Origin of the sequence: Arthrobacter sp. A5 (assembly GCF_051131705.1) — a bacterium.
GTDB lineage: Bacteria > Actinomycetota > Actinomycetes > Actinomycetales > Micrococcaceae > Arthrobacter_M.
In genome coordinates this window covers 1,611,056-1,633,630 of sequence record NZ_CP180316.1, presented here as the reverse complement: position 1 = coordinate 1,633,630, position 22,575 = coordinate 1,611,056, and the positions used below count along the sequence as shown (strand labels likewise).

Below are 22,575 nucleotides of genomic sequence, written 5' to 3'. Positions count from 1 at the left end.
GCGGTCATGAACCCAATGATCAAACCAACGATTATCTCGATGCCCCTCCTCGTGGCGAGCATCTTAGTGGGCTTGTGTGCGGCGTATTTAGTTCCCGCAACTATGGCCAACTGGCCAGCCCCCGCATGGCTGGCGACCATTGCTTCCGTATTTCTCGTACTGCTGGCGTTGCTGGCAATTCGCTGGACCATCAAGGTCCGCCGAGCCCGGCATTGGTACGAAAACGCACGACTTCAGTGGCAACAACTCGAGGTAGCCAGACAAACCGGCGGTACAACGGCCGAAGTCACCGTCCTCAGTGTCCAGGAAGTGCAGCCTACCGGCGCCTGGGTCACCATCAACTGGGACCAATTCGGGTACCAACAGCCAGCGTGGATCGAGGGCAAAGGCGGTACATACTGGCCAGGCTCCGTCCTACTCATCACTCCCGATCCTGCACAGGTACACATCGGACGGCCTTGGCCGCCAACGTACCGAATCGCCGAATCGGACTGCCGAGCTGTTGCGCCCGCCGTGGAGTAGGTCACTGCTGGAGACGGCGAACGTTTGGATGTCTCCAGAGAGCCGATAATCCTGACTTTCGATGCGTCGAGCACCTCCAGAGCTCGGCATAACTGCTGACGGCTATTCGGATCCGGCCATTCAAAATCGACCATGCTCGAGCTACTTTACCGTCGTACCAGTGTCGGTGAAACTAGTCCGGCTCTTGCGGCGTCTTCAGGAGCCTAATATGTCGTGATCGGTCGACAACCTTTGTAAATCATTCCTCAAGGAACAGAATCCTCTCGCCATGGTCAGGATCATAAAGTGCGGATCCTGACAGGCCAGGACGAGGCTCCTCGACAACGGTGAACGTTAGCTAAATAGGGCGGTCCTCGCGAATGGGTAAAGCGGTTGAATCGGATGCCGAGGACGAGAACCACCGATGATCTTTGAGTCGGGCGCTCCGGTTTTTGACACGAAATGCCGTCTTCTCAATCACATCCCGGCCAGGACCGCTACCGGCGCCAGGAAAAATCCCCAAGGCTGGCCCAGGCAAACCGGGTCCGAACTGCTCGGGACCACTGTTGTCCACCCCTCACCCATTGCGGCATAGGACGCCGTTCACGGCCGTCAGGCAACACATCCACCGTCAAGCCGAGTTCGAGGCTAAGGCAAACAGGGAAAACTGATCAACTGGATACGAAAGCCTTTCAGAAGAATGGCCCCGGCGCGCCTTCGAGCCTATGCCTTGATTTTGTTCCAAGCTGAATCATGACATCACCTTCACAGCGGAGGGCACGCCGACGCTCGACCAGAGCCACAAGCAGGCCTTGGACCGATGGTCATAGGTCAGAAAAGACCGTGGCGCAAGAAGAGACTAAACCGACAGCCTCAAGTGACGGCCTTTCCGCCCTAGCTGCAAAGGTATTGGATCAGCTGAGCCTGACGTCCTGGTTGCCAGCCGCACTGCTCACGGCCGGAATAGCCGTCTTATTTCAATTTCGCACACTTAACTCGATTGACCTTCCCTTGGCAGTGTCAGAACTGGCAGAGGATCCGTTTCAGTTTTTAGTTCTAGTATTTCCGCTATTGGTTATAGCGACAGTCATCACACAAGCATTCTCGTTTTCCGCCATCCGTATGCTCGAGGGATATTGGCGGAGAGGCTGGCTCGCAAATCTTTTCGTAGTACTCATGACGAAGTGTCAGGAGCGAAAGAAAAAATCAAGTGAAACAACTATCTTGAAATATAAACGTCGAGCATTCAAGACGGCGCGAGAGCGGATGCTTTCCGCGGGGATTTCTGTTGCGATAGTGTGTTCGATTGAGGAACTATTTCGCGACCAAAAGCTCAGCCTTCATCTTACGGATAGACAGACTGCGGACATGGACAAAATTATGTGGAAAGACTACTGCAACCCTTGGCAGGTCTCAAAGCTTGACCACCTCGAAGGCGACCTTCCTTATTACCCGCGTCCTTCCAGACTTCTGCCGACTACTCTCGGCAACAAATTGCGGGCCACGGAAGACAATCTTCTTAACACTAATGGGGACTTAGAAGGCTTCATCCTAGGTAGATGGTCGTTGATGCCTCAACATTTGCGTATTCAACACGACGAATTTCGTGACCGTTTAGAGATGTACTGCACCTTAGTATTTGTTGCTATAATCCTGAGCGGAGCCACAATTCTAGTTTTTCTTGGCAGTAACATCCAGATTTGGCAGACGATACTTCTAGCCCTTAGTTTTCTGGCCCTTGCCGCCGTGAGCTACTCGGCGGCGATCACAAGCGCAGCTGGGTACTGCACGGTACTCAAGCAGGTAGACGACTTGTAGCAAAGTTGGAATGATTGGCAGGACCTAGTCTGCACGCGTCATTGTGCTTCGGTGGACCGGGCATTCAGGGGGCTTGCCGACGGCAGCATTCCGTGTTTGGTCGCAGGATGGCACCACGCATCGGTAAGGAACCTGATCAGGGCGGTCAATTCCAGGGACTCTTCGGTCGTTCATAATTTCAATCTCCTCTTATCCAAGCTCGTCGTCAAGGGAGGGCGGTGTCAAGCCGTCTTAGCAACATTGTCGTTGAGTCGTTTGGTGAAGACTTCTCGTGGTGTGAGGAATCCCAGTACGGCGCGGGGACGGTCGTTTAGCTCGTCGGCGATGGCGTCCAGATAGGGTTGGTGGCTGGTGAGCTCGATGCCCTTGGGCAGGTACTCCCGGATCAGTCCGTTGGTGTTCTCATTGGACGGTCGCTCCCACGGCGAGTGCGGGTGAGCGAAGTACACGGGAAGGTCCGTTGCCACGGTCAGTTGAGCATGGCGGGCCATCTCGGTGCCTTGGTCCCAGGTCAGAGAACCGCGCATCAGCGCCGGCAGGTTGTTGACCCGATCAATGAGGACATCGGCGAGGCCGGCGGCCTTCTTGCCCTCGGGCAAGCCCAGCATAATCAAGAACCTCCTATGCCTCTCGACCAGGGTAGCGACAGCGCTCCTACCGCCCTGGCCGACGACCAAATCCCCCTCCCACGATCCAGGAACACGGCGATCCGAGGCTTCTTCTGGCCGGGCATCGATGCTGACCATGCCGATGATCCGCCCACCCGTCCGCTCGCCCAACGGCTTGCGGGATTTGCGGTGTGTGCGCTTGGATTGGAGCAGGATCCCCGACTTCGCCAGCTCTCCCTTGGGCAGGGCATAGATCCACCGGTAGATGGCCTCGTGCGAGACGGTCCGGCCCTGCGCGTCAGGTGATTTCGTCATGATCTCAACGCTGGCGTCCGTGGCTTCCAAACGCAAACGACCGGCGATTTGCCGCGGCGTCCTGGACCTCGCCAGATCCACCTTCACCCGTGCTGCCAGGACCGGATCTGTCTCAATTTTCCGTTCCTGTGGACGCTTGCGCCGGCGCTCCGCAGCACAGTCAGCACTCACCGGACGGTAACCACGGGTCCTCGTCGAGTTCCGCAGCCGCTCCCGCCAAATGACCGTATGATCCCGGCCAAGATCAGCCCCAATCTGCCGATCCGTCCTCCCAGCCAGGATCCCCACGGCGATGTCCGCCCGATCCGAAAACGACAACGGCCTACGCCCCACCAGCAGCTCCTCTATTCAACCAACGTGTTGCTTCGAGGGTATGACACCGCCGAGTGCTAGTGACTTAATCAGGCACAAGCGTGGCGTCGTTCAAAGAATCACTTGGTACTGCGGCGACAAGTGGTGTTTCAAGGGGGCGCGGTGCATTTACGGGACTCATCCGGGCCGATATGGCCGAAGTCGGATCCTACAATTGGAACGTGGATCCTGGTCCTTCTAGCTGACCGACCGTCTGCGGCCTGAACGCAGCCTGAGGTTCGTCCATATGGGGCGGGGAATTCAAAATTACCTTTGTGTCCACGCTTATCGCAGTAAGGCGGCCGCCAGATGCGGCGGGAGCCGTAACGTCCAAGATGCACTTGGACGCCGATGTCACTCTTCCAAGTACTGACTTGGCGATGTCGGTTCGGGATAGCAGCTTGCAGCCGGCTGCTGATTGCAGGATGGAATTCGCTTCGGCAACGAGGACAGCGTCAGCCCAGCCCGCCAGGTAGCTGGACGACTGGGCTCCGTGGTCAATACCGTGGGCCTTGAGCACCGTGTAGGCAACGGATTCGACCTCGATTTCGGCCAGTCCACGGTGCTCGACGCTACTACCGTAGAGCTGGCCGAGCGAATCGTCAGGCCCGTGGAGCAAGACGTGCCCGAGTTCGTGGGTGAGTACTGCCAGGCGTTCGTCATGGTCGAGCCACGTCCCGATGCTGATGAAATGGCCGCCAAAGTTGGTATAGCCGCTGGCCAACGACCGTTGGCTGTCGGAAACCTCGACTGAGAACCCGCGGTTGCCGGCGGCGGCTACCAGTGACTCCCACAATTCCTCGTGCGTCGTTCCGATGGGCTGCGCGAGTCCGGTGTCTTGGCGGGGAACCATGAGCGGCTCCCCTTCGGTTTGGGAGACGTCGAAAACCGCCTGACCTCGCCAGCCGACGATACGTGCACGGTGCGGGTCGACGGTTGCTTCCATAACGGCTGGCCCGGGCGAGTGCTGGTGGTCGACGTCTTCGTCCGCCGCCGCTCGGGCCATCCGTGGTGCGATGACCCAGAGCGCGTGTTCGCCCTTGAGCACGTAACGGCCGTGACGTTCCCATTCCCTGTAGCCGGCGACGAGTGTGGGCGGTTCCTTGCCGCGTTGCGCCATCTGAACCATCAGCATGGCCGCGTTGCCGCCGGAGTAGCGCCATAGCGTGGCCGAGTTATCGAGGAGTTTCTGCCAACGCCATGGTTCGTTGACGGCCTGGTCCAGGAGGTCCACCAGGCCTTGCGTCAAAGCAGCTACCCGCTCTTCCGGCCCCGGATGGGTCGGCGGCGGCGCCGGTTGACGGTCCACTGGTCCAGAGGCCTCCGGAACCCCGGACCCCAACGAGTTGATGCCCATCGCCGCGACCTCCACAACTCCACGTGCCGGGCTTTCCGCCCGGCTACCTGTTCATGGTGTTGTGAAGCAGGAACGGCATGAACCCGGGTTAGCCTCCTGACTCAGGGTCCCAGCCGGATGATCCGGGGCCGCCCGCCGGCAGGTTTCGACGCGACGGTTCCCGGTGGGCCTGCAGACCCACGCACCCTGCCGTACGGGTGTGTTCACGCATCCGCTCAATGCTGGATGTCAGTCGTTCGTGGAACGTGACGGGCCCGAAGCCGCCGTCGTCCTCGGTGTAGGAGGCCTGCTCCGCTCGCTGTAGCCCGTATAGCTCGGCGACCATATCGCTGTGCCTCCACCAGCAATCAGGCACCACAGACGTGGACAGATGGTACGTATCCACGAGCCACTGAACCCACAGTCCAAGGTGTTTCCACACTGCCTCGGCCGTGCGAGCGTCCATGTCGCGCCAGCGGTACGTTATCGGGACACGGTTGGAGCGTTTGCCCTCGGTCGATCCGAACAGCATCGCGGCGAATTCGTCTTCAGCTCCCCCACCAACGGTGTATTCGAAGGACTCGTCCTCATCCATGGTGTTTTCCTATTCCTCTGCCGGCGCGATAGTCCTGCTGGCCTGTTGGCGCTGCCGGTGCCCGGCGGCAAGCTCGAGTTCGGTTTCGTTCTTGGACACACCGAGTTGCGCGGCGTCCTTGCGTTTGTGCCACTCACGCAGGTCCAGCAGGATGGGACGGGTTCGCCTGCCCAGCATGATCGCCGTGCCGACTGGAAGCCTGCGGATCTCGTGCAGTGGGATAACGGGGGTTTCACGGATCTGTTCACCGTCTTGGCGCCCCTGAGCGGACCATGATCGGGTATTGACGGTGGTGCTGCGTTCACCGATGAGTCCGGCCAAGGCCCGCAGGTCGCGTTCATCCGACCCGCCGCCAAAGATGATCTTGATGATGGCGGCGTCCCAGATGGTTGCCGCTTCATCGATGGACCAGCCGGAGCGTGCCTGGGACAGGGATTGGAGCACGACCATTGTGGAAATGCCGATGCCGCCGCCGTCGGAGAGCGCAACCGGAAGCCCCGGCCAGGGTGAGAGGTTCGCGATCTCGTCCAGGATCAACGACAGCGGTGGGTCCAGCCGTCCTCCTTGGGCAACGAAAGCCATCTCGCGGGCTGCGTAGTCAATGTCGTCGACCAGCGCCGAGAGGTATGGTCCTGCGGCGGCGGCCCCGGATTTTGTGCCAATCAGGTAAAGCGTGCCGCGTTGACGGATAAACGCTTTCGGATCGAATTGCTCGGCTTCACCGTGCGGGTCAAGTGCTGCCAAGACTTTCGGAGATGAAAGAGGCGCGACGGCGGCGGTAACCCCGATCCACGAGTTTGAGGTGTTGCGCGGGTCATCTTCAATGATTCCCATCAAGTCTGCCTGCCAGCCAAGTGCCGCTTCCGGCCGCCCCAGAATTTCCAGCGCTTCTTTCGCCAGAACCGGGCTGGAGGACCAGCGCCGAAACGCCCTCACCCCGTCGCCGGAGAGGGCTGCCGCATGGAGCAGGCATTGCAGCACAATGACTGATCGTTTCTGCCACGCAGCGTTCTCGCCCTTGAATTCGGTGTCCGCGGTGATCACCAAGGCCCGCCGCGTGGCCATGTCGGGGTCCTCGCAGCCCCGGACGGGCGACCATCGTAGCGTCGTTGGCAATCCCGACATGCCCTGTGGATCGAACACGGTGACAGGCCTGCCGCCGGAGGCTCGGGCGCGCATCGTCACCACCAAGTTGTCGGCCCTAGTCGACGTCGTTACGACAGCACCCGGTGCATCGAGAATGGCGTTGATAATTACATACAAGCCCTTGCCCGATCTAGGCGCTCCCTGGATGACCATGGATTCCTCCGTGGAGACGTGCACGGTGACGCCGCGGGACCGGCCAACTGTCCAGGAGACTTCTTCCACCCGTGGTCTTTCGAGTCCAGGGCGGGTGAACCGGCCGTGTTTGACGACGGAGCGGGCGCCGAAGTCACGGACGATCTCCGCACGCCGGGCAACGCCCTCACGACTGAGGATGTCCCGACGTAGCCAGGACCCGGATTGACGCCAGCTCCGCCACAGGAAATACCCACCCAACACCAGTAGTGCCAGGACTGCGAGCGCGGGACCGATGACGAACCACACGGATCGGGTTCCGACGGTGCATCCCGCGGGGGTGTCGATGATCCAGCTCATGCGTCCGATGAATAGTCCGATGCCGGCGGTGGGGCTGAAGGTCCAAGCAACCGAGGACTGGCATCCCCACCGCACGACGGTTGCGGTGGCCAGTTGAACGATGAACGAGAATCCCAGGTAAATGGCTGCTGCGATTAAGGCGGCGTTCAGCAGCGGGTTGCCGTCATCGAGTCGGCGGTGCATTAGAGCATCCCTTGGTCCGTGCCGAAGACGGCCATCTCGTCGGTGGTGATGCGGTTGGCGACGATGAAGGACCTGTTGCCGACTTTCCACAGACCCATTCCTTTGGGTAGGTTCTCGACGTGCTCGCATTCGGCCTCGGTCAGTCCGAGTGCTTCTTTGGTCAGGCGCATCGCGTCGTGTTTTTGCCGGTAGATGATGCGGGTGTCGGCCTCGGTGAGGAGACCGAGCGCCTTCTGCCGCAATCCGCTGGTGCCGTCACCGATCTCGTTGAGGTCTGCGACTTTGTGCATGATGAGCAGGTTCGCGATTCCGTAGGTGCGTGCCAGCCTCCATTGTTCACTCATTTTCGCCAGCATGTAGGGGTCTGCGAGCATTCGCCAGCCCTCGTCGTAGACGACGATCCTTTTGGCGCCGTCGGGGTTGGTCACTGCTGCTTCTAGCCATGTCGCACCGCACGCCGCAGCCAGGGAGAGCGCCTGCTCGGAAGCCCCGATCAGGGCGGAGGTGTCCATGACCATGATGGGTGCGTCCGCATCGAACGCCACTGTGGATGGGGCGTCAAACATGCCCTCCAGATCACCGGCAACGGTGCGCCGCAGGGAATGGCCGACGCCGGTTCCCCCGTCGCGTCCGACCAGCGCCACCGTCGCCGGGGTTGGGTTGAGCAGGTACTCCAACACCATGGGTAACGTGGGTGTGCTGTTGGCGGCCACCGCGTCGGTCAAGGCCATGTCGAGTGCGGTGTGTTCCACCGGGCTCATGGCTTGGCCCTGACGCATCAACGACACCAGTGCCACCAGCAGGTGCCGGCGGCGTTGCCGCACCACGGCCTGCCATTGGTCATCGGACAACAAGTTGGACCTGGGCCCGGCATCGAGCGGGTTCACTCTGGCGGGCTTACCCGGACCCACGGAGATGACTTTCCCGCCCAGCGCTTCGGCGACCGGCACCCACTCCCCTTTCGGATCCGAGGCCACGGCCGCCTTCCGGCCCAAGGTCACCGATCGGGCAACGAGCGATTTCCCGCACATGGACTTTCCGGTCCCAACGGTGCCGATGACCACGATGGAGGGCCCGCTGATGACGCCCTTGTCGTAAAGAATCCACGGATCGTAGGAGAACGCGCCGGAGCCGAACACGTCCGTGCCGATATACGTCCCCTCATGTCCCAACCCTGATTCGGTCAGGAACGGATAAGCAGCCGCGAACGTCATGGTCGAGGCCCGGTGCGGCGCCGGCCGCAACCGGTGCGGGCCCCGCAGCGACGCTGCTTCCCCGCTCCCCCAGTCTCCCTTCGAGCGTGAACTTGAACCGGCTGCATCGGTTCTTATCAGCCGATCCAACAGCGACGCGCCCGGTGAGTCGGACGGCGGGCTCTCACGCCGACGTCGTGCCTTCCGATCAAAGCGGGACTCTCCCGACGGAATGAAACTGACGTGCTGTGCGTGCTTGCTCATTTCAATCCCCTCCCCAGCGGCAGCGCACCCGCAACGAACGCGGGCCACTGCTGCCCGGCCAGTAACCGCAGCTCGACGAACGCACCGGCCGCCGCCGATTCCAGTTCCTGCCGATACCGTGCCAGGTCATCGAGCGTCTCGGCAGTGATAGTGACGTAGGCAGCTGGGCGAACGTCGCCATGGCCGGCAACAATTTCCTCCTCCCGCTGAGCGACTTCCTCTTCCTCGGCGCGCTGCTCACGGGTCAGCGGCCTGTCGAAGCGTGCGTTGACGCGCCGCCGGGTGTCGTGGGCCTCGTGGGCGGAGCGGATGTCCCTCAACGCCTGCTCGGTCGGGATGGCACGGACGACCTCGGTGACCGTGTGCCGGAAGTCACCCACGTACACGAGTGGGTGCATGAACCCCGGGAACACTTGTTGCCGCGGCCATTCGGCGATCCAAAACGTCTGATGAAATCCCGAGTCCGTCCGCAGATAGGACCAGTGCTCCTCCACTGCCATCGGCCCGGCACTAACCCTCATGGTCTCGGATGGGTTCCCCTGCAATGCTGCGGCCAGCCGGGTCACGGCCTGCGGATCAAAGGCCCCGCGCATCACGGCTGTCACCTTGTTCTCCGGCAGCCACTCCTCCACCGTGACGCCGTGGGTCTTCAAGCCGGTGCTGAGCGCCTCGACCTCCGAACGAATCACATGCTCCAGCCCGATGAAGTTACCGCCGGCGTCCCGGATTCGCCGCCGCGCCTTCGACGTATCAATAACCAGGCAGACAAGCAACTCATGGCTCATCGCGGAACCGGCCGCAGCGATCAGGTCCAGGTACGACTTGTCACCCCACCGCACCTCCTCGATCCGCGCCGGCGCCTTCGCACGATCGTAGAACTCACGAAGGGCAGTGGACGGGTACGGGACCGTGTAGTCCTGCACCGTAATTCGGGCCACGGCTGGGCGTTGCGCCATCGCCGTCTGTACCCGCGACCATGCCTGCACGGCGTAGGCCTTGTCATCATCGTCCAGCAGCGCGAACGACGTTGTGCTGCAGCGCAGGATCGCCACCGCTTCATGCCCCTGATGGTCGACGACGAAAACCGCACCTTCAGCGGTCTGCCGCAACTCCAGCGTCCCCAAGCCGCCCGGAAGCTCAAGCCGGCCCGCTGATCTGGGTTGCTCGGGTTTGGCCAGGAACTTGGTCTGTCCGATCTGTTGACGCCAGAGGAAGACCGTTGCGGCGAAGGCCCACACAGGATAAGGAATCCTCTGGTATTGCACGCCGCCGAACAGGACCAGTACCAGCCACACGGGTGTCGTAATGATCAGGGTCGGCGGTCCTCCTGTTGCTGAGGCCACGCTGGCTACCAACACCCCAGCGCCAATCAGCATCAACTGGTACCACTGCAAGCCCATGAATAGGCCGTGCCGCTCATAGCGGGGAAACTTCACCGACTGCAGCGAGCGCGTATTGTTAGACATCTTTGTCCCTTTCCGGATCAATGGTGGTCGGACGCGGCAAGGACGGCGTCGGCGGGGCTGGGGCATGCCGGGGTGCGGGGGCCGGTTGCTGCCCCTGTGGCCGAGTTTGCCGACCGTTCGTCGTGCCGCCACTGATTTGATGCCCCGATGGTTGCGGCATTGACGAATCCGGCGGTGAGGAGATATCCGATCCCGTGGTGTTGCTTCGCGCACTTGTTGCAGGTGCGCTCGTTGAAGGTGCGCCGTGGTCCCTATGAGCTCTCCCCGAGCGCTTGTTGTACGGCTGTCCGTACGTCTTGTTCCCCGACCCCTGCGGCGGGTGCGGGTCACTGGAAGCCAGCTGGCCGCCGTCGTGCTTCAAGTTCTGCTGAGGATTTCGCGGGCGATCAACGATGGGGGCCGCTAACTTTGGTTGCGGGCTCGACTGGACTAGAGCCGGCTTCCGCGAACCAAGGTTCGCCAAGGTCAACTTGCCGCCCAACTGCCGGCCGACCTGCCTCGCCGCGATTCCACTGCTCCGCGTCAGGATGTGGCCGCCGCCAGCCACTTGGGCGGCCGCGGCCAGCTCACCGCCGGCAAAGCTCACCAGACGCAGCGCCATCAACGGCGCGGCGCAGGCGAGCAACATGCCCACCGCACCCGATGCCAACCCGGCGAACGAGGTGGAGTTGGCGAAGAGCTTGACGGCAACCGCCAGGACGGTGGCAGCCAACGGCTTCGCAATCAGAAGGGCAACGACGGTCTCGCACCAGCGACGCGTCCACGACTTGGTGCGTTCCCACGGCATCAGCATGATCGCAACGGGCGCCGTGGCCGCCAGCACCAGGAGTGCGAATGACCGGAAGATCATCGAGCACATCAGGACGAACGAAAGTATCCAAACGATCGCAACGGCAACCACGGTGGTAATGACTGACCCGACGGGACCGTCATTGGTGCCCGGAGTGGACAGCGAGATCAGGTTCCACTGTTGCGCCGAACCGGCAGGAGCCCGTTCAAATCCGAAGAGCCGCATGAAAACGACGAAAGGGTCCGAGCCCAAGGTGGCCAGCACAGCGGTCGACGCAGAGTCGGTGAAATCGGTGAGCTGCCGCATCAGGCTGACCGCCCCGATCACCACCGGGACGGCGATAGCTCCGGCGATCAAGGCGCGCCCGATCCGTCGCGGCTGTTGGCTCACCAGGCCGCCGAGGACCTGAAGGATCATCGCGACAACCAGCGGCGTCATCATGACGACGATCCACCAATTCATCAGGCCACTGACGATGGTCCAGTCCGAAGATCCGATGTCCGAAACGCCAAACGCACCTGAGATGAACGACCACATCCACGAGGCCATGCTCGCCAAAACGCCGGCGAACATGTCCGTGATGGTTTGGGTCGCAGCGTCCTGAGTCTGCGAGAGCAGGCCGCAGCCAGGCGGCCACCACCCGCCCGCCTGGCACTCCACCATCGGCAGCATTTTTGATTGCCTAGAACCCGAGGTGAAATGCGGTTTGCGACCATAAAATGTAGCCGTTGATGCCGCCGAGGATTGCCGCCACAGGCCCTGTCCACAGCAGGATCATCCCGCCCCCCGAGGCCAACCGCGACGATTGACTCAACTTGCCGGCCAGAAGCATCGCGGCACCCAGAATGGCCACGATCGCGATGATGATGAAGGCACCGACCAGGATGCCGCCGCCGATCTCCTTCAGCGACTCAAGGAAGGGAAAGCTTGTGTTCGGTGTGATTCCAGGATCCACCGGCGCGGCGAAGAACATCGTGAACTCCTATCATTGCCTTCCCACGTCTGTGAGCAGGATTCACGAGTTCATGGTTGGTCGAGAGCTAAACGACATGAGGAAGTGACTCGAGGTGGAATCCGATGCGATCAACATCCGCTTCCGCCTCGAAGCCATGGTTGTTCCGGCGGAGTCCCAAGGATCCCGAGTTCTAGGGAATCATGTTCGGCTGTCGTCTTTCGAAGTCGACTGCACGGAATATCCAAAGTCGTCTGCACGAAGTGGGCAGCCGACGACCGTTAATCTCGTGTCCGCATGGTGAACCCTCAGCGGGCACGGTGCAGGAGGAGCCTGCGTTGTCTCTACCCGCCAGAGTCGCTCCTCAGTACTATGGGACCGTTAGCAGGGAGGGCTTCTGATCCGCAGTGTGACGTACTCGATGGCCGTGTCGCTGGACGGCTACGTCGTCGGGCCGGACGGCGCCTTCGACTGGGCGGAACCCGACGAGGATGTCTTCCGCCTCGCCACCGACGAGGTGCGCGAGGCAGCCGTCCATCTGCTGGGACGACGGCTATACGAGGCAATGCTGTACCGGGAGACCGCCGACCAGAACTACTCGACCTATGACTTCGCGGCGACCTGGGTGACACTCCCGAAGGTGGTTTTCTCCACCACGTTGTCGGCGGTGCAGGGCAATGCCCGGCTAGCCTCCGGCGACGGGGCGGACGAAATCGAGCGCTTGCGAGCCGAATCGGCCGCGGGCAACATCGCGATCGGCGGCGCGACTCTCGCCTCCGAAGCGGCTGCGTTGGGTTTGGTCGACGAGTACGGGTCAGGGTCTACCCGGTGCTGTTGGGTGGTGGCATTCCGTTCTTTCCCCGGCGAGAGGACCCAGGACTCTGGACCTAGGGCGTGACCCTCGGTAGGGCTTCCGTGTGATTCCGGGGTTTTGTTGCTTGTCTGCCTGTTAATTTTCCCTTCACTGCGATAGAATCTATACAAGATAATTAGCGTTTCCGGGAGGGGTGGGATGATGGGCGTGATGACTGCTCAACTGCCCCTTCCGGCCGCGATGGATGCTGGTGCGGTCCCGATTGGACTGGCGGTGTCGCTGGTTGAAGATAACGATGGTGGCCGGGTTTTCGTGCATGGGGAGCTCTCTTACGCCTGGGATGGAGAGGATACGGCGACCCGGCGGTTCGCGGCGGCGAAACTGGCGGATATCAAAGCCGCTTCGGTGGCAGAGATCGCTGCCGTGTTCGGGGTGGAGCCGGGCACGTTGTGGCGCTGGCGCCAGGCCCTGATGACGGATGGGGTGCTGGGCCTGGCCCCGGAAAAGCCGGGTCCGAAGGGGCCCAGCCGGCTGACGGATCCCCTGAAGTCCCGGATCCGTACCCTGCGCTCCGCCGGCCTGTCACTGCGGGCCGTCGGAGCGGAAGTGGGAGTCTCCGAATTCACCGTCCGCCGGGCACTGGCGATGGAAACCCCTGCACCTGCCGGGCCGGCCACTGCGCACCCGGTCCGGCAGGACACGGACGCGGATGCCATCGCCGCGGAACCGGCGAAGGAACTGCCGGTGTTGCCGGCGCCGGCGGACCGTTCCGGGGAGCGGGCCTGGGCCCGGACCAGGCTGTTGGAGTGCGCGGCCCCGGTGTTCGCCCCGGCGGCCCGGGTGCCTTTGGTAGGGCTGTTCCTGGCCCTGCCCGCCCTGGAAAACACCGGGCTGCTGGAGTGTTCGAAGGAGGTGTTCGGGGCGTTGCCGAACGGGTTTTACGGTCTGGACACCATCCTCACCGGCGCCGTATGCCAGGCCCTGGCCGGGGAACCACGGGCCGAAGGGGCCACCCGGATCGACCCGGTAGCGATGGGCCGGGTGCTGGGCCTGGACCGGGCTCCGGAAGTGAAAACCCTGCGCCGCAAACTTTCTGCCCTGGCCGGCACCGGCAAGGCCGGGGAACTGCTGAGCGCGATGGCAGCCAAACACCTCCACGCCGGCCGTGAGCAGGACGGGGAGCCGGGCCTGGCGGCGGTGCTCTACGTTGACGGGCATGTCCGTGCCTACCAGGGGACCAGGAAGATCGGGAAGGTCCACTCCACCCGGTTGAAGTTCCCGGTCCCGGCGACCGAGGAAACATGGGTCGCCAACGCGAACGGGGCACCGGTGCTGGTGGTCATGGCCGAACCCGGTGCCGCACTGACCGGGGAACTGCGCCGGCTGCTGCCGACCCTGCGCACCATCATCGGCGACGAACGCAGGGTGCTGGTCGGTTTCGACCGGGGAGGCTGGTCCCCGGCCCTCTTCCAGCACATGGCAGAGAACAACTTTGATGTGTTGACCTGGCGCAAGGGCACCACCGCCGACATTAATGACGTCCTCTTCACAGAAGTCACTCACACCGACGACCACGGACAAACCCGGACCTGGGATGCCGCGGACACCCACGTCGAGCTCCCCGTTGGAACCACCGGGGAAGTCTTTTCGATGCGCCAGATCAGCCGGCAGATCAACACCCCAGGCGGCGGCTCCCGGCAGATCCACATCCTCACCACCACCGGCATGGCTACCGGGGAGGTTATCTACCGGATGGGGGCCAGGTGGCGGCAGGAAAACTACTTCCGCTACGCCAGGATGCGCTTTGCCCTGGATTCCCACGACGCCTACGCCAGTACCGATGATGATCCGGAGCGGTCGGTGCCGAACCCGGCCAAACGCCGGGCCTACCAAAAAGTCCTGACCGCTAAAACCCGGTACGAAAAGACCATCGCCGACACCGACGCCGCGTTACTGGCAGCCCGGACCCCGGCACCGGGAACGTCCACGGTCCTGATCACCAATGCCCTCCACAACGCGATCACCGCGGACCTGTTCGCCGCCGAAACCGCCCTGGATCAGGCGCAGGAAGCCCATAAGGAGGTCCCCGCCAGAGTCCCGCTCGGTGAGATAGCCCCGGGCCAGCAGGTCCTGGAGACCGAGACGAAACTACTCAGCCACGCCATCCGGATGGCCGCGTTCAACACCGCCACCACCCTGGCCCGGGAAATCCGCACCAACACCGGGTACGCCCGCGCCGACAACGAAGCCCACGCCCTGATCCGGCAGGCCCTCACCTCCAGCGGAGACATCGACCCCAGCCAGGACGGCTACCTCACCATCCGCCTCGACCCACTCCCCACCCGCCGCGCCACCGCCGCGATCGGCGAACTCTGCGACCATCTCACTGCCACGGAAACCCGCTATCCCGGCACCGACCGAATCCTGCGCTACGAAACCAAAAACCGCGAAACGCCGCTCACCAATTAAAGCGCTAGGTCAGGAGCCCTGAGGACCGAGTGAACCTTGAACTCGTCGAGACCCGCACCTTTAGCTCGGGAGTCGTGTGCCACCGCTACCGCGTGGCGCGTTAGCTCCACCCGGGCAGTCTGCTCGGCCAAAACACGCGGAGCCGTCGCGACCGCAAGACGGTCGGCACACGGGCCACCGAACCCCGCTCAGCACCTTGGCGGTGACACTGATCGTCGTGTTCCACTAGGGAACGGCATACGGGACGCTTTTCATGGTTTCAGCTTCGGAGGTAGTGCTGGGCGCCATTGGGAGGGAAGCCTGATGTAGTGATTGTTCTCGGAGCGGAAGTCCCTGGACCACTGGTCGGGACCCTCGTCGCAGGATATCGTTTTTCAACATTATTGCTTTTCGATACGGGGCGTTGTTGTGAGTCGATGGTTGACTGCCGGGCTGGGGTTCATCCAGGCGTTGCTGTTGCTATGTTCAGCTGGCGCAGCGGTTCGATATGCCCGGCGCCGTAGCTCATAGGATTCATTTTGGGGGCCACTCTAAATTATTTGTCTCCTGGCCTTCCGAATTGGCTTTTTGGTATTTGTTGAGTCGGTCAGCTTCGAGGTTGGCGACCAATTTTTCGACATTTACATTAATGCTGTGTCTTGATGCAGGCTCCCGCTGCCAATCTGAGGCGCGTTGTAGAAGTGACATGGAAGCCAGCTGTACGAACCCCCAGCGGGCTTCCCCATAAGTACATGCGTTGGCGGCATGGATAACTTCGTTTTCGAACATTTGCAGTGCGGTCGGTGAACAGGGCGACCGCGCATGCTGAAGGTGCCAGATCAGCCCGGCAGTAGCCACTGTGGTGATGGCTTGATCAACGTCTGCGACGCTCGACAGTCCTTGAATTAGCTCGTAGTTCGGAGGGAGAAATCTTGATCCCCCATCAACGATTAGCGGTGCTGGCATGCGGGCCAATTGGCGAAGGACTGCTGCGTAAGTTGAAAGTGCCTCAACTTGTCGGCCCCATATTTGGTCATCAACTTGGGCTTGTGCGGATTCTTTAGTGACGGTTTCTTGACTGCGCATTAGTACGAGAGTTCTTCTCGAGGCATGCCACGCCAGTACCGCGAAGAGGGCGAGAGCGACGGTGGCTATCGCAGTTATCATTGTCCATATTTCTGTAGCATTCATCGTCGGTGCTCCCCTATCGCAACAGCGATTACGGCAAGCATTTGGTGGAGGTCCTTCTCGGCGTCCGACAGTGAATCTATGGGGTTAGGACCGTCGGCGGGTAAGGGAGCTAACTTGTATATATTCGTGTCGACAACAAATTCATCCTCGAATTTCTTGCCTTCGAGGTCGTGATAGCGAACGGTCAAGGAAGCGGATTGGGGCATCCCGACGGGATCCGTTGTGTTATCACTCCACGTTGATCCCTTCGCTACTTCGAGTCTCCAGTAGTTTCGTGTTCGGGCACCCCGCCCTAGGAAAGTCACGACTTTGAAGAGATCGCGAATGCTCTCTGAGACTTTATCCATTTTGTTGGGAAAGTCGGTGCTAGAAATCTCGATTCCTAGCGCGGGACTGCCCCCGACATTCTCGATGACGAGGTCAAAGTTAGGGGCGCCTGCAAGACTGGGGAGGACCTGGACGGTTAGGTATGGCCGCCACGCGGCGTAGCTGTCTTTCTGCTGCTGTTTCAGTGTATTTAGCGCGGTTCGGCCAGCCCAGATAGCAGCCACAACGAGTGCAATGGTTGCGATCGCTGTCAGGGTCGAACCTGCAGCCGTCCATTCTGCTAGCCTGTAGGCCTCAGGCTCGTTGCAGTATAGGATTCCGGACTTGACGCCGTTGTCGGACAGTTGGCAGGTGATTTCCCCCAAGATTCTCATGTTGCCCATTGTGCCTCGCTGTCGTGGCGACTCGTTAATCACCACTTCGTTCACCTTTTCTGCCACGATGCGCTGACCGGGCAGCAACCTGACCGTGGTGCGGGTGTTGGCGAGTTGCCAGCTATCGCTGCCGCCGTAGTTGCCGTCGTCGATGGTCTTGGTGTCGCGTTGGAACGTCCTGCGGTCGCTTGCGCTTGCTAGGGTCCCCAGCGGATCATGCCGCACCCTTGCGCGGGAGTCTTCTGCACGGCTGGCGCCGCTCAGCCATCCCAATCGAGCTGCAACGCCCGGCTGTAGCTGTCAGGATCGATTCTGGTGGAGCGCGACACAGCGAGGCGTCGACGGGTGACACGCTGGGCGAAGTACCCGTCGTAAGGGATCACAATGATGGTGTCCAGCCCGGATTCCCAGGCAGGGATGAGTCTGTTCCGCATCCGCAAGAATTTTCGGGGCCAGGCTTTGGTCCCATGCGTTGAATGCGTCTTGGTCAATGCCGGCCCAATCGTATTCCGCGGTCCACAGGGGCGGAACTGGCGGGTGGAGGGGTTGGTCAGGCCGCATGACTTGCCGCATGGTCTCCTGCATCTGGCGCATTCTTTCCTGTGTTGGGTATTGCGGCTGGGAGGGATCAGCGATCTGATACCAAGCCCAGGCCCGCTCCCAGGCCGTTCGCCAACGACGCTCCCACTCGGCGAGACTGGCCGAGGCCGGAGCCTGGGATGTTCCCGAAGCTGGCGCTGGCAGGAGTTCGGGAATGTCGGCATCGGCTGCAATCACCCAGGCGTGGCGGATGAACAACAGTAAATTCAGCGCCAGGGGGCGGCTTTCGACGGTAATTGCCATGCCGTGTGGCCACGGGTTTTTTGCCCACGGATTGCTGAAACGCATGTCACTTTCCCCTCGATCACCGGACTCCCAAGCATGACATCTGCCGCTGGCTACCGCCAGCAGCAACCCTGCCCCGTTACCTTTCTTGTAGCCCTTAAATGAGTAAGAATCGGGGTTGCTGGCCTGTTGGTTCCCGGCATGATTTATGCCCCCAGTCTTCAATGATCCGGGGGGGTGATGTCACCGGGATCCCATAGGTGTCAGGGGATCGCTAATAGGGACCGGACAAGCCGCAGTTTTTATCGTGGCAGGTCAGCCGTAACGAAAGATGCCGATTCTTGTCACCGCACGATAGACCAGCACTATTTTACAGGTCTCGGATGCAGGAGGTTTTGAGATTGATTAAGGATTACGAGAGTATCGATGTCTTCATCGGAGTCGATGTCGGCAAGAGCAATCACCACGCGGTGGCGCTGGATAAATCCGGGAAGAAACTGCTCGATAAGGCTTTGCCTCAGGACGAAGCGAAGCTGCGGGCGATCATCGACACACTGGCCAAAAACGGCACGCTACTGCTGGTCGTGGACCAGCCCGCCACCATTGGTGCGCTGCCCGTAGCGACGGCCCGGGCCGCCGGAATCCTGGTCGGTTACCTGCCCGGGTTGGCGATGCGCCGCATCGCTGACCTGCACCCCGGCGAGGCTAAAACCGACGTGTTAACCGAACTAACCGGGCCCACGCCGGAGAACCGTAGGCGGCGCCGGCTGGTATCGGCTAGGTTCTGTTCTCATGGTCAACGAAGAGAACATGCCGCGGGTACTGTCCGAGCTGGTGGTGCCGCCCTCGGGTGCGTTGAAGGCCACCGGCAATCCCTTCGAACCGTATCGGCTGGTTGATGGCGCCGGAGCGACGATAGGACCGGCGGCGGCGTTCTTCTGCGAGCTGGTGGCCTGCGGGCGGCCGGCGACGACACTGCGGTCCTATGGCATGGACTTGTTGCGCTGGTTTCGATTCCTGGCGGCCCTTGGGATGGCGTGGGATCAGGCAACCCAGGTCGAAGCGCGTGATTTCTGCCGTTGGTTGCAGGTGGCGCTCAAGCCGGTTCGGCGTCATTGGCGTTACCCCGAGGGTGGAGGGCCGGGTTCAGACGCGACGCCCGGGTCGGATAGGGGGAATCCAGGGCCGGGCAAGGCCCCGGACGGCGACAGGTATGCTGCGGTAACGGTGGCGCATTGCGAGAGTGTGTTGCGTGGCTTCTACGACTTTCACCTGGAAGCGGGCACCGGGCCGATGCTCAACCCGTTTCCTCTGGCCCGTGCCCGTGGAGGCAGCCGGGCGGGGGCGCATCACAACCCGATGGATGCGTCTGCCGGGCAGCGCCGCGGCCGCTACCGGCCCAAGGTCGTGACCCGGGTTCCACGGGCGATCCCGGATGACCAGTTCGATCGGTTGTTCGCCCAGCTGGGGTCGCATCGGGACCGGGCGTTGGTCGCGTTCTGGGTCTCGACCGGTGCCCGGGCTTCGGAGCTGTTGGGGGCCACGGTGGCTGATGTTGATCCCGGGCAGCAATTGGTCACCGTGGTGCGCAAGGGAACCGGCGCGTTGCAGCCATTGCCTGCCGCGCCGGACGCGTTCGTCTGGTTGCGTCTCTATCAGGCACAAGTGTCGGGCTTGGTTCCGCCGGGCAGGGATGAACCGTTGTGGTGGACGTTGCGCCGTCCGTTCCGGGCCTTGACCTATGATGCGGCACGGGCGATGTTCGATCGGGCGAATACATCGCTGGGCACGGCGTGGTCGCTGCACGACCTTCGCCACACGGCCGCCTACCGGATGGCCCAGGATCCGAAGATGCCGTTGACCGACGTGCAATGGGTCCTGGGTCATGCATTTTTATCGACCACGCAGCGCTATTTGAACCCCGTGACTGAGGACGTGATTGCCGGAGTGCTTGCCTTTCATGCCCGGCAGCTCCTGCGTGACCCCGTGCCTGCACCTGCACCCGGTTACCGGCCCGAAAGCCTGCAGATCCTCTTCGGAGGGAACCAGCCATGACGGGCAGCGGACAACTGCATGCTCCGCCGGTGGCCAGTGATGCGGCGGCGGGCCGCACAGTTGCGCAAACCGGGGCGCAGCTGATGGCCGCGTTCCCCGCGCGCGGGGTTGATCCTTCGTGGCCTTCGACCTGTGATGATAGTTCCGCGGTGCTGGCCCGCGTGCTTGCGGCACCGTTCAGCTTGGAGAATCCGAACAGCCAGCGGATCCGCCGCACGGGAGTGTTGGCGGTGCTGGGCTGGCTGGCCGGTTTCCCCGGCGGGAACTGGCAACAACGGTGGCAGGCCAGCGGCGCGGAGGCTGCCGGCGACTGGCGGGACTTGTTCGTTGGCGAGTCCGTCGGCCGGTCGCGGAACGCCCCTGGGGAGCCCGCACCCCACCTGAGCATCGGCCTGATGGTGCTGATCTGCGCCGATGTGATCCGTCCGGGCCTGAACTGGCTGTTGCGTTTCGCCCCGGCGCGACGGGCATTGGCCCCCGAGATGGCGCGCACCCGCGACAGCACGGCGTTCGCCGCCCTGAACCGGGCCTGCACCGAAGCGCACCTGGAGTCGCAAACCAGGCAACAGGCCCTGACACGGATCGCGGTCATCATGGCCGTCAAGGGAGGACCGGTCTCGGCGGTGCGGGTTGGAGACTGCGTTGAGCTGCTCGCGACCGTCACCAGTATCGGCACCGGGACCCAGACCAACGCCCGCAGCCCGCTGTTCTATCAACTGCTGCGCCAGCACGGTGTCTTGGGCGAGGATGCCCCCGCCGCCCTTGAAATGTTCTCCGGCAACGGCCAATCCACCTGCGAGCAGCTGATCGACCGGTACAAGATCAAGTGCCTGCCGGTCCGGGACGTGCTCGTGGACTACCTGCGGGAACGCCAGCTGGCGATGGACTTCTCGTCATTGCAACGCACCGCCTACCTGTTGGGCAAATTGTTCTGGGCCGACCTCGAAGCCCACCAGCCAGGGATCGATTCACTGAAGTTCTCCCGCGAGGTCGCCGCGTCTTGGAAAAAGCGGGTCATGACCCGTGCCCGCACCAGCACCTCGGCCAACGGGGAGCAGATCCAAAGGACGTCGGCACGGCTGGATGGACGCAGCGTTTTTTCTGCCGTGCGCGCCTTCTACCTGGACCTGGCCGAATGGGCCGATGACGACCCCGCACGGTGGGGTGAGTGGGCAGTGCGTTGCCCGGTCAGCGCCACGGATGTCTCCCACAAAAAAGACCGGTTGGCCCGCAAATCACGCACGGACCAACGCACCCGCGAACGGCTGCCGGTGCTCCCGGCACTGATCTCATGGGTGCAGACCGAACGGGCACTCACCAGCGACCTGCTGGCAGCCGGGACACGCACCGTCGCGGGTGAACTTTTTACCGCTGCCGGCCAAACACTGCGCAGAACGGCCATGAAAACCGAAACCACCAGCCGGGTCTGGGCCGAGGACCCGGACGGCGGACCACGCCGCGATCTGACGTTCGGAGAGCATCGCGGTTTCTGGACCTGGGCCATGGTCGAGGTGCTGCGCCACACGGGCATTCGCATCGAAGAACTCGGCGAACTCTCACACCACAGCCTGATCCAATACCGGCTCCCCGACACAGGGGAACTGGTTCCCCTGCTACAGATCGCCCCTTCCAAAACCGACGCCGAACGCATACTGGTCATCTCACCAGAACTCGCCGACGTGCTCTCCCAGATCGTCTCCCGAATCCGCGCCGGGCAACCCCACGTCCCGCCGGTAGTGTCCTACGACAAAAACGAACGCGTCTACAACCCGCCCCTGCCCCTGTTGTTTCAATGGCGGCGGCGACTGGACCACCGGGCAGTATCCGAAGGCGCCCTGCGCCAATACCTCGACCACGCCCTGGAAGAACTCGGCATCAAGGACGGCGGCGGCACCCCGATGCGCTACACCTTCCACGACTTCCGCCGGATCTTCATCACCGACGCGATCATGCACGGCATGCCACCGCACATAGCCCAACTCGTCGCCGGACACCGCGACATCAACACCACCATGGGATACAAGGCTGTCTACCCCGAAGAAGTCATCAACGGCCACCGTGAATTCATCGCCCGCCGCCGCGCGCTACGCCCCAGCCAGGAATACCGAACCCCCACCGACGCGGAATGGGCCGAGTTCATCGGCCACTTCGAACACCGCAAGGTTTCCGTCGGCGACTGCGGCCGCTCCTACGACACGCCCTGCATCCACGAGCACAGCTGCCTGCGCTGCCCGCTGCTGCGGCCCGATCCCACAGCCAGACCCCGCCTCGCACAGATCCGCGACAACCTCATCGACCGCATCGCTGAAGCCGAGTCCCACCGCTGGCTCGGAGAAGCCGAAGGCCTCAAAGTCAGTCTCGCAGGGGCGCGGGCCAAACTTGCCGAAATGGACCAGATCACCGAACGCCGAACCACGACCCAACTCGGCATGCCCACCTTCACCCAAGCCGCCGGCCGCACCAACATCAACCCACCCGACCCCCGAATCGGCCCGTAATATGGACGATTTCCGGCTCTTGTGACATATCCG

Annotated in this window: 17 protein-coding genes and 1 pseudogene; 7 read left to right on the top strand and 11 right to left on the bottom strand. The window is 62.2% G+C overall.

Annotated features, from left to right (window positions below):
- Positions 1-6: 6 nt before the first annotated feature.
- A complete protein-coding gene (locus tag ACLLJI_RS07435; protein WP_434619731.1) occupies positions 7-522 on the top strand; it encodes a hypothetical protein in 516 nt (171 codons plus the stop codon).
- A gap of 822 nt (positions 523-1,344) precedes the next feature.
- A complete protein-coding gene (locus ACLLJI_RS07430; RefSeq protein ID WP_434619728.1) occupies positions 1,345-2,319 on the top strand; it encodes a hypothetical protein in 975 nt (324 codons plus the stop codon).
- Between the two features lie 221 nt (positions 2,320-2,540).
- Here the strand turns inward: ACLLJI_RS07430 and ACLLJI_RS07425 are convergent, their stop codons facing one another.
- The 8 genes from ACLLJI_RS07425 to ACLLJI_RS07390 form a co-directional block, all read right to left on the bottom strand.
- On the bottom strand, positions 2,541-3,575 hold the full coding sequence (locus ACLLJI_RS07425; protein ID WP_434619725.1) for an IS30 family transposase: 1,035 nt from the start codon (positions 3,573-3,575) through the stop codon (positions 2,541-2,543).
- 187 nt (positions 3,576-3,762) lie between these two features.
- Positions 3,763-4,902, bottom strand: coding sequence for an ArdC family protein (locus ACLLJI_RS07420; protein WP_434619722.1), 1,140 nt, complete (start codon positions 4,900-4,902; stop codon positions 3,763-3,765).
- Positions 4,903-5,038: 136 nt separating this feature from the next.
- Positions 5,039-5,524, bottom strand: a complete 486-nt coding sequence (locus ACLLJI_RS07415) for a hypothetical protein (RefSeq protein ID WP_434619719.1) — start codon at positions 5,522-5,524, stop codon at positions 5,039-5,041.
- A gap of 9 nt (positions 5,525-5,533) precedes the next feature.
- Entirely contained in the window at positions 5,534-7,345 is a 1,812-nt protein-coding gene (locus tag ACLLJI_RS07410; protein WP_434619716.1) for a type IV secretory system conjugative DNA transfer family protein, read from the bottom strand.
- On the bottom strand, positions 7,345-8,802 hold the full coding sequence (locus ACLLJI_RS07405) for an ATP-binding protein (protein WP_434619713.1): 1,458 nt from the start codon (positions 8,800-8,802) through the stop codon (positions 7,345-7,347). Before ACLLJI_RS07405 ends, ACLLJI_RS07410 begins: the two co-directional genes overlap by 1 nt.
- Positions 8,799-10,268 (bottom strand): SCO6880 family protein, encoded by a 1,470-nt coding sequence (locus ACLLJI_RS07400; RefSeq protein WP_434619710.1) that lies wholly within the window; start codon positions 10,266-10,268, stop codon positions 8,799-8,801. The genes ACLLJI_RS07405 and ACLLJI_RS07400 overlap by 4 nt, the downstream gene beginning before the upstream one ends.
- Positions 10,261-11,730 carry a type IV secretion system protein gene (locus ACLLJI_RS07395; RefSeq protein WP_434619707.1) on the bottom strand — a complete coding sequence of 490 codons (1,470 nt, stop codon included), beginning with the start codon at positions 11,728-11,730 and terminating at the stop codon, positions 10,261-10,263. The genes ACLLJI_RS07400 and ACLLJI_RS07395 overlap by 8 nt, the downstream gene beginning before the upstream one ends.
- A 10-nt stretch (positions 11,731-11,740) precedes the next feature.
- The gene (locus ACLLJI_RS07390) at positions 11,741-12,031 is read right to left on the bottom strand and encodes a hypothetical protein (protein ID WP_434619704.1); all 291 of its coding nucleotides are present in this window, start codon (positions 12,029-12,031) and stop codon (positions 11,741-11,743) included.
- A 388-nt stretch (positions 12,032-12,419) separates the two neighbouring features.
- On the opposite strand from ACLLJI_RS07390, the gene ACLLJI_RS07385 reads away from it, so the two are divergent.
- Both ACLLJI_RS07385 and ACLLJI_RS07380 read left to right on the top strand, forming a co-directional pair.
- Entirely contained in the window at positions 12,420-12,908 is a 489-nt protein-coding gene (locus ACLLJI_RS07385; RefSeq protein ID WP_434619701.1) for a dihydrofolate reductase family protein, read from the top strand.
- Positions 12,909-13,034: 126 nt separating this feature from the next.
- Positions 13,035-15,293, top strand: coding sequence for a putative transposase (locus ACLLJI_RS07380; RefSeq protein ID WP_434619698.1), 2,259 nt, complete (start codon positions 13,035-13,037; stop codon positions 15,291-15,293).
- Between the two features lie 513 nt (positions 15,294-15,806).
- On the opposite strand, the gene ACLLJI_RS07375 is transcribed toward ACLLJI_RS07380, so the two are convergent.
- From ACLLJI_RS07375 to ACLLJI_RS07365, 3 genes are read right to left on the bottom strand one after another with little or no spacing between them, the layout of a single operon-like run.
- Positions 15,807-16,463: a hypothetical protein gene (locus tag ACLLJI_RS07375; RefSeq protein ID WP_434619695.1), complete on the bottom strand. Its 657-nt coding sequence runs from the start codon at positions 16,461-16,463 to the stop codon at positions 15,807-15,809.
- Complete coding sequence (locus ACLLJI_RS07370; protein WP_434619692.1) at positions 16,460-17,389, bottom strand: hypothetical protein; 930 nt, start codon at positions 17,387-17,389, stop codon at positions 16,460-16,462. The genes ACLLJI_RS07375 and ACLLJI_RS07370 overlap by 4 nt, the downstream gene beginning before the upstream one ends.
- A 35-nt stretch (positions 17,390-17,424) precedes the next feature.
- Positions 17,425-17,598 (bottom strand): hypothetical protein, encoded by a 174-nt coding sequence (locus ACLLJI_RS07365; RefSeq protein ID WP_434619689.1) that lies wholly within the window; start codon positions 17,596-17,598, stop codon positions 17,425-17,427.
- Between the two features lie 774 nt (positions 17,599-18,372).
- On the opposite strand from ACLLJI_RS07365, the pseudogene ACLLJI_RS07360 reads away from it, so the two are divergent.
- The 3 genes and pseudogenes from ACLLJI_RS07360 to ACLLJI_RS07350 form a co-directional block, all read left to right on the top strand.
- A pseudogene (locus ACLLJI_RS07360) lies at positions 18,373-18,705 on the top strand (IS110 family transposase); the annotation flags it as partial.
- Positions 18,706-18,781: 76 nt separating this feature from the next.
- Positions 18,782-20,044: a tyrosine-type recombinase/integrase gene (locus ACLLJI_RS07355; protein ID WP_434613174.1), complete on the top strand. Its 1,263-nt coding sequence runs from the start codon at positions 18,782-18,784 to the stop codon at positions 20,042-20,044.
- A complete protein-coding gene (locus ACLLJI_RS07350) occupies positions 20,041-22,542 on the top strand; it encodes a tyrosine-type recombinase/integrase (RefSeq protein WP_434613171.1) in 2,502 nt (833 codons plus the stop codon). The genes ACLLJI_RS07355 and ACLLJI_RS07350 overlap by 4 nt, the downstream gene beginning before the upstream one ends.
- Positions 22,543-22,575: the final 33 nt, after the last annotated feature.

Bases quoted from the DNA above. Each gene is read 5' to 3' on its own strand.
- ACLLJI_RS07405 (WP_434619713.1), bottom strand. From the start codon at position 8,802: ATGAGCAAGCACGCACAGCACGTCAGTTTCATTCCGTCGGGAGAGTCC.
- ACLLJI_RS07350 (WP_434613171.1), top strand. From the start codon at position 20,041: ATGACGGGCAGCGGACAACTGCATGCTCCGCCGGTGGCCAGTGATGCG.
- ACLLJI_RS07395 (WP_434619707.1), bottom strand. From the start codon at position 11,730: ATGCTGCCGATGGTGGAGTGCCAGGCGGGCGGGTGGTGGCCGCCTGGC.
- ACLLJI_RS07380 (WP_434619698.1), top strand. From the start codon at position 13,035: ATGACTGCTCAACTGCCCCTTCCGGCCGCGATGGATGCTGGTGCGGTC.
- ACLLJI_RS07365 (WP_434619689.1), bottom strand. From the start codon at position 17,598: ATGCGGAACAGACTCATCCCTGCCTGGGAATCCGGGCTGGACACCATC.
- ACLLJI_RS07435 (WP_434619731.1), top strand. From the start codon at position 7: ATGAACCCAATGATCAAACCAACGATTATCTCGATGCCCCTCCTCGTG.
- ACLLJI_RS07355 (WP_434613174.1), top strand. From the start codon at position 18,782: ATGGTCAACGAAGAGAACATGCCGCGGGTACTGTCCGAGCTGGTGGTG.
- ACLLJI_RS07410 (WP_434619716.1), bottom strand. From the start codon at position 7,345: ATGCACCGCCGACTCGATGACGGCAACCCGCTGCTGAACGCCGCCTTA.
- ACLLJI_RS07375 (WP_434619695.1), bottom strand. From the start codon at position 16,463: ATGAATGCTACAGAAATATGGACAATGATAACTGCGATAGCCACCGTC.
- ACLLJI_RS07400 (WP_434619710.1), bottom strand. From the start codon at position 10,268: ATGTCTAACAATACGCGCTCGCTGCAGTCGGTGAAGTTTCCCCGCTAT.
- ACLLJI_RS07415 (WP_434619719.1), bottom strand. From the start codon at position 5,524: ATGGATGAGGACGAGTCCTTCGAATACACCGTTGGTGGGGGAGCTGAA.
- ACLLJI_RS07390 (WP_434619704.1), bottom strand. From the start codon at position 12,031: ATGTTCTTCGCCGCGCCGGTGGATCCTGGAATCACACCGAACACAAGC.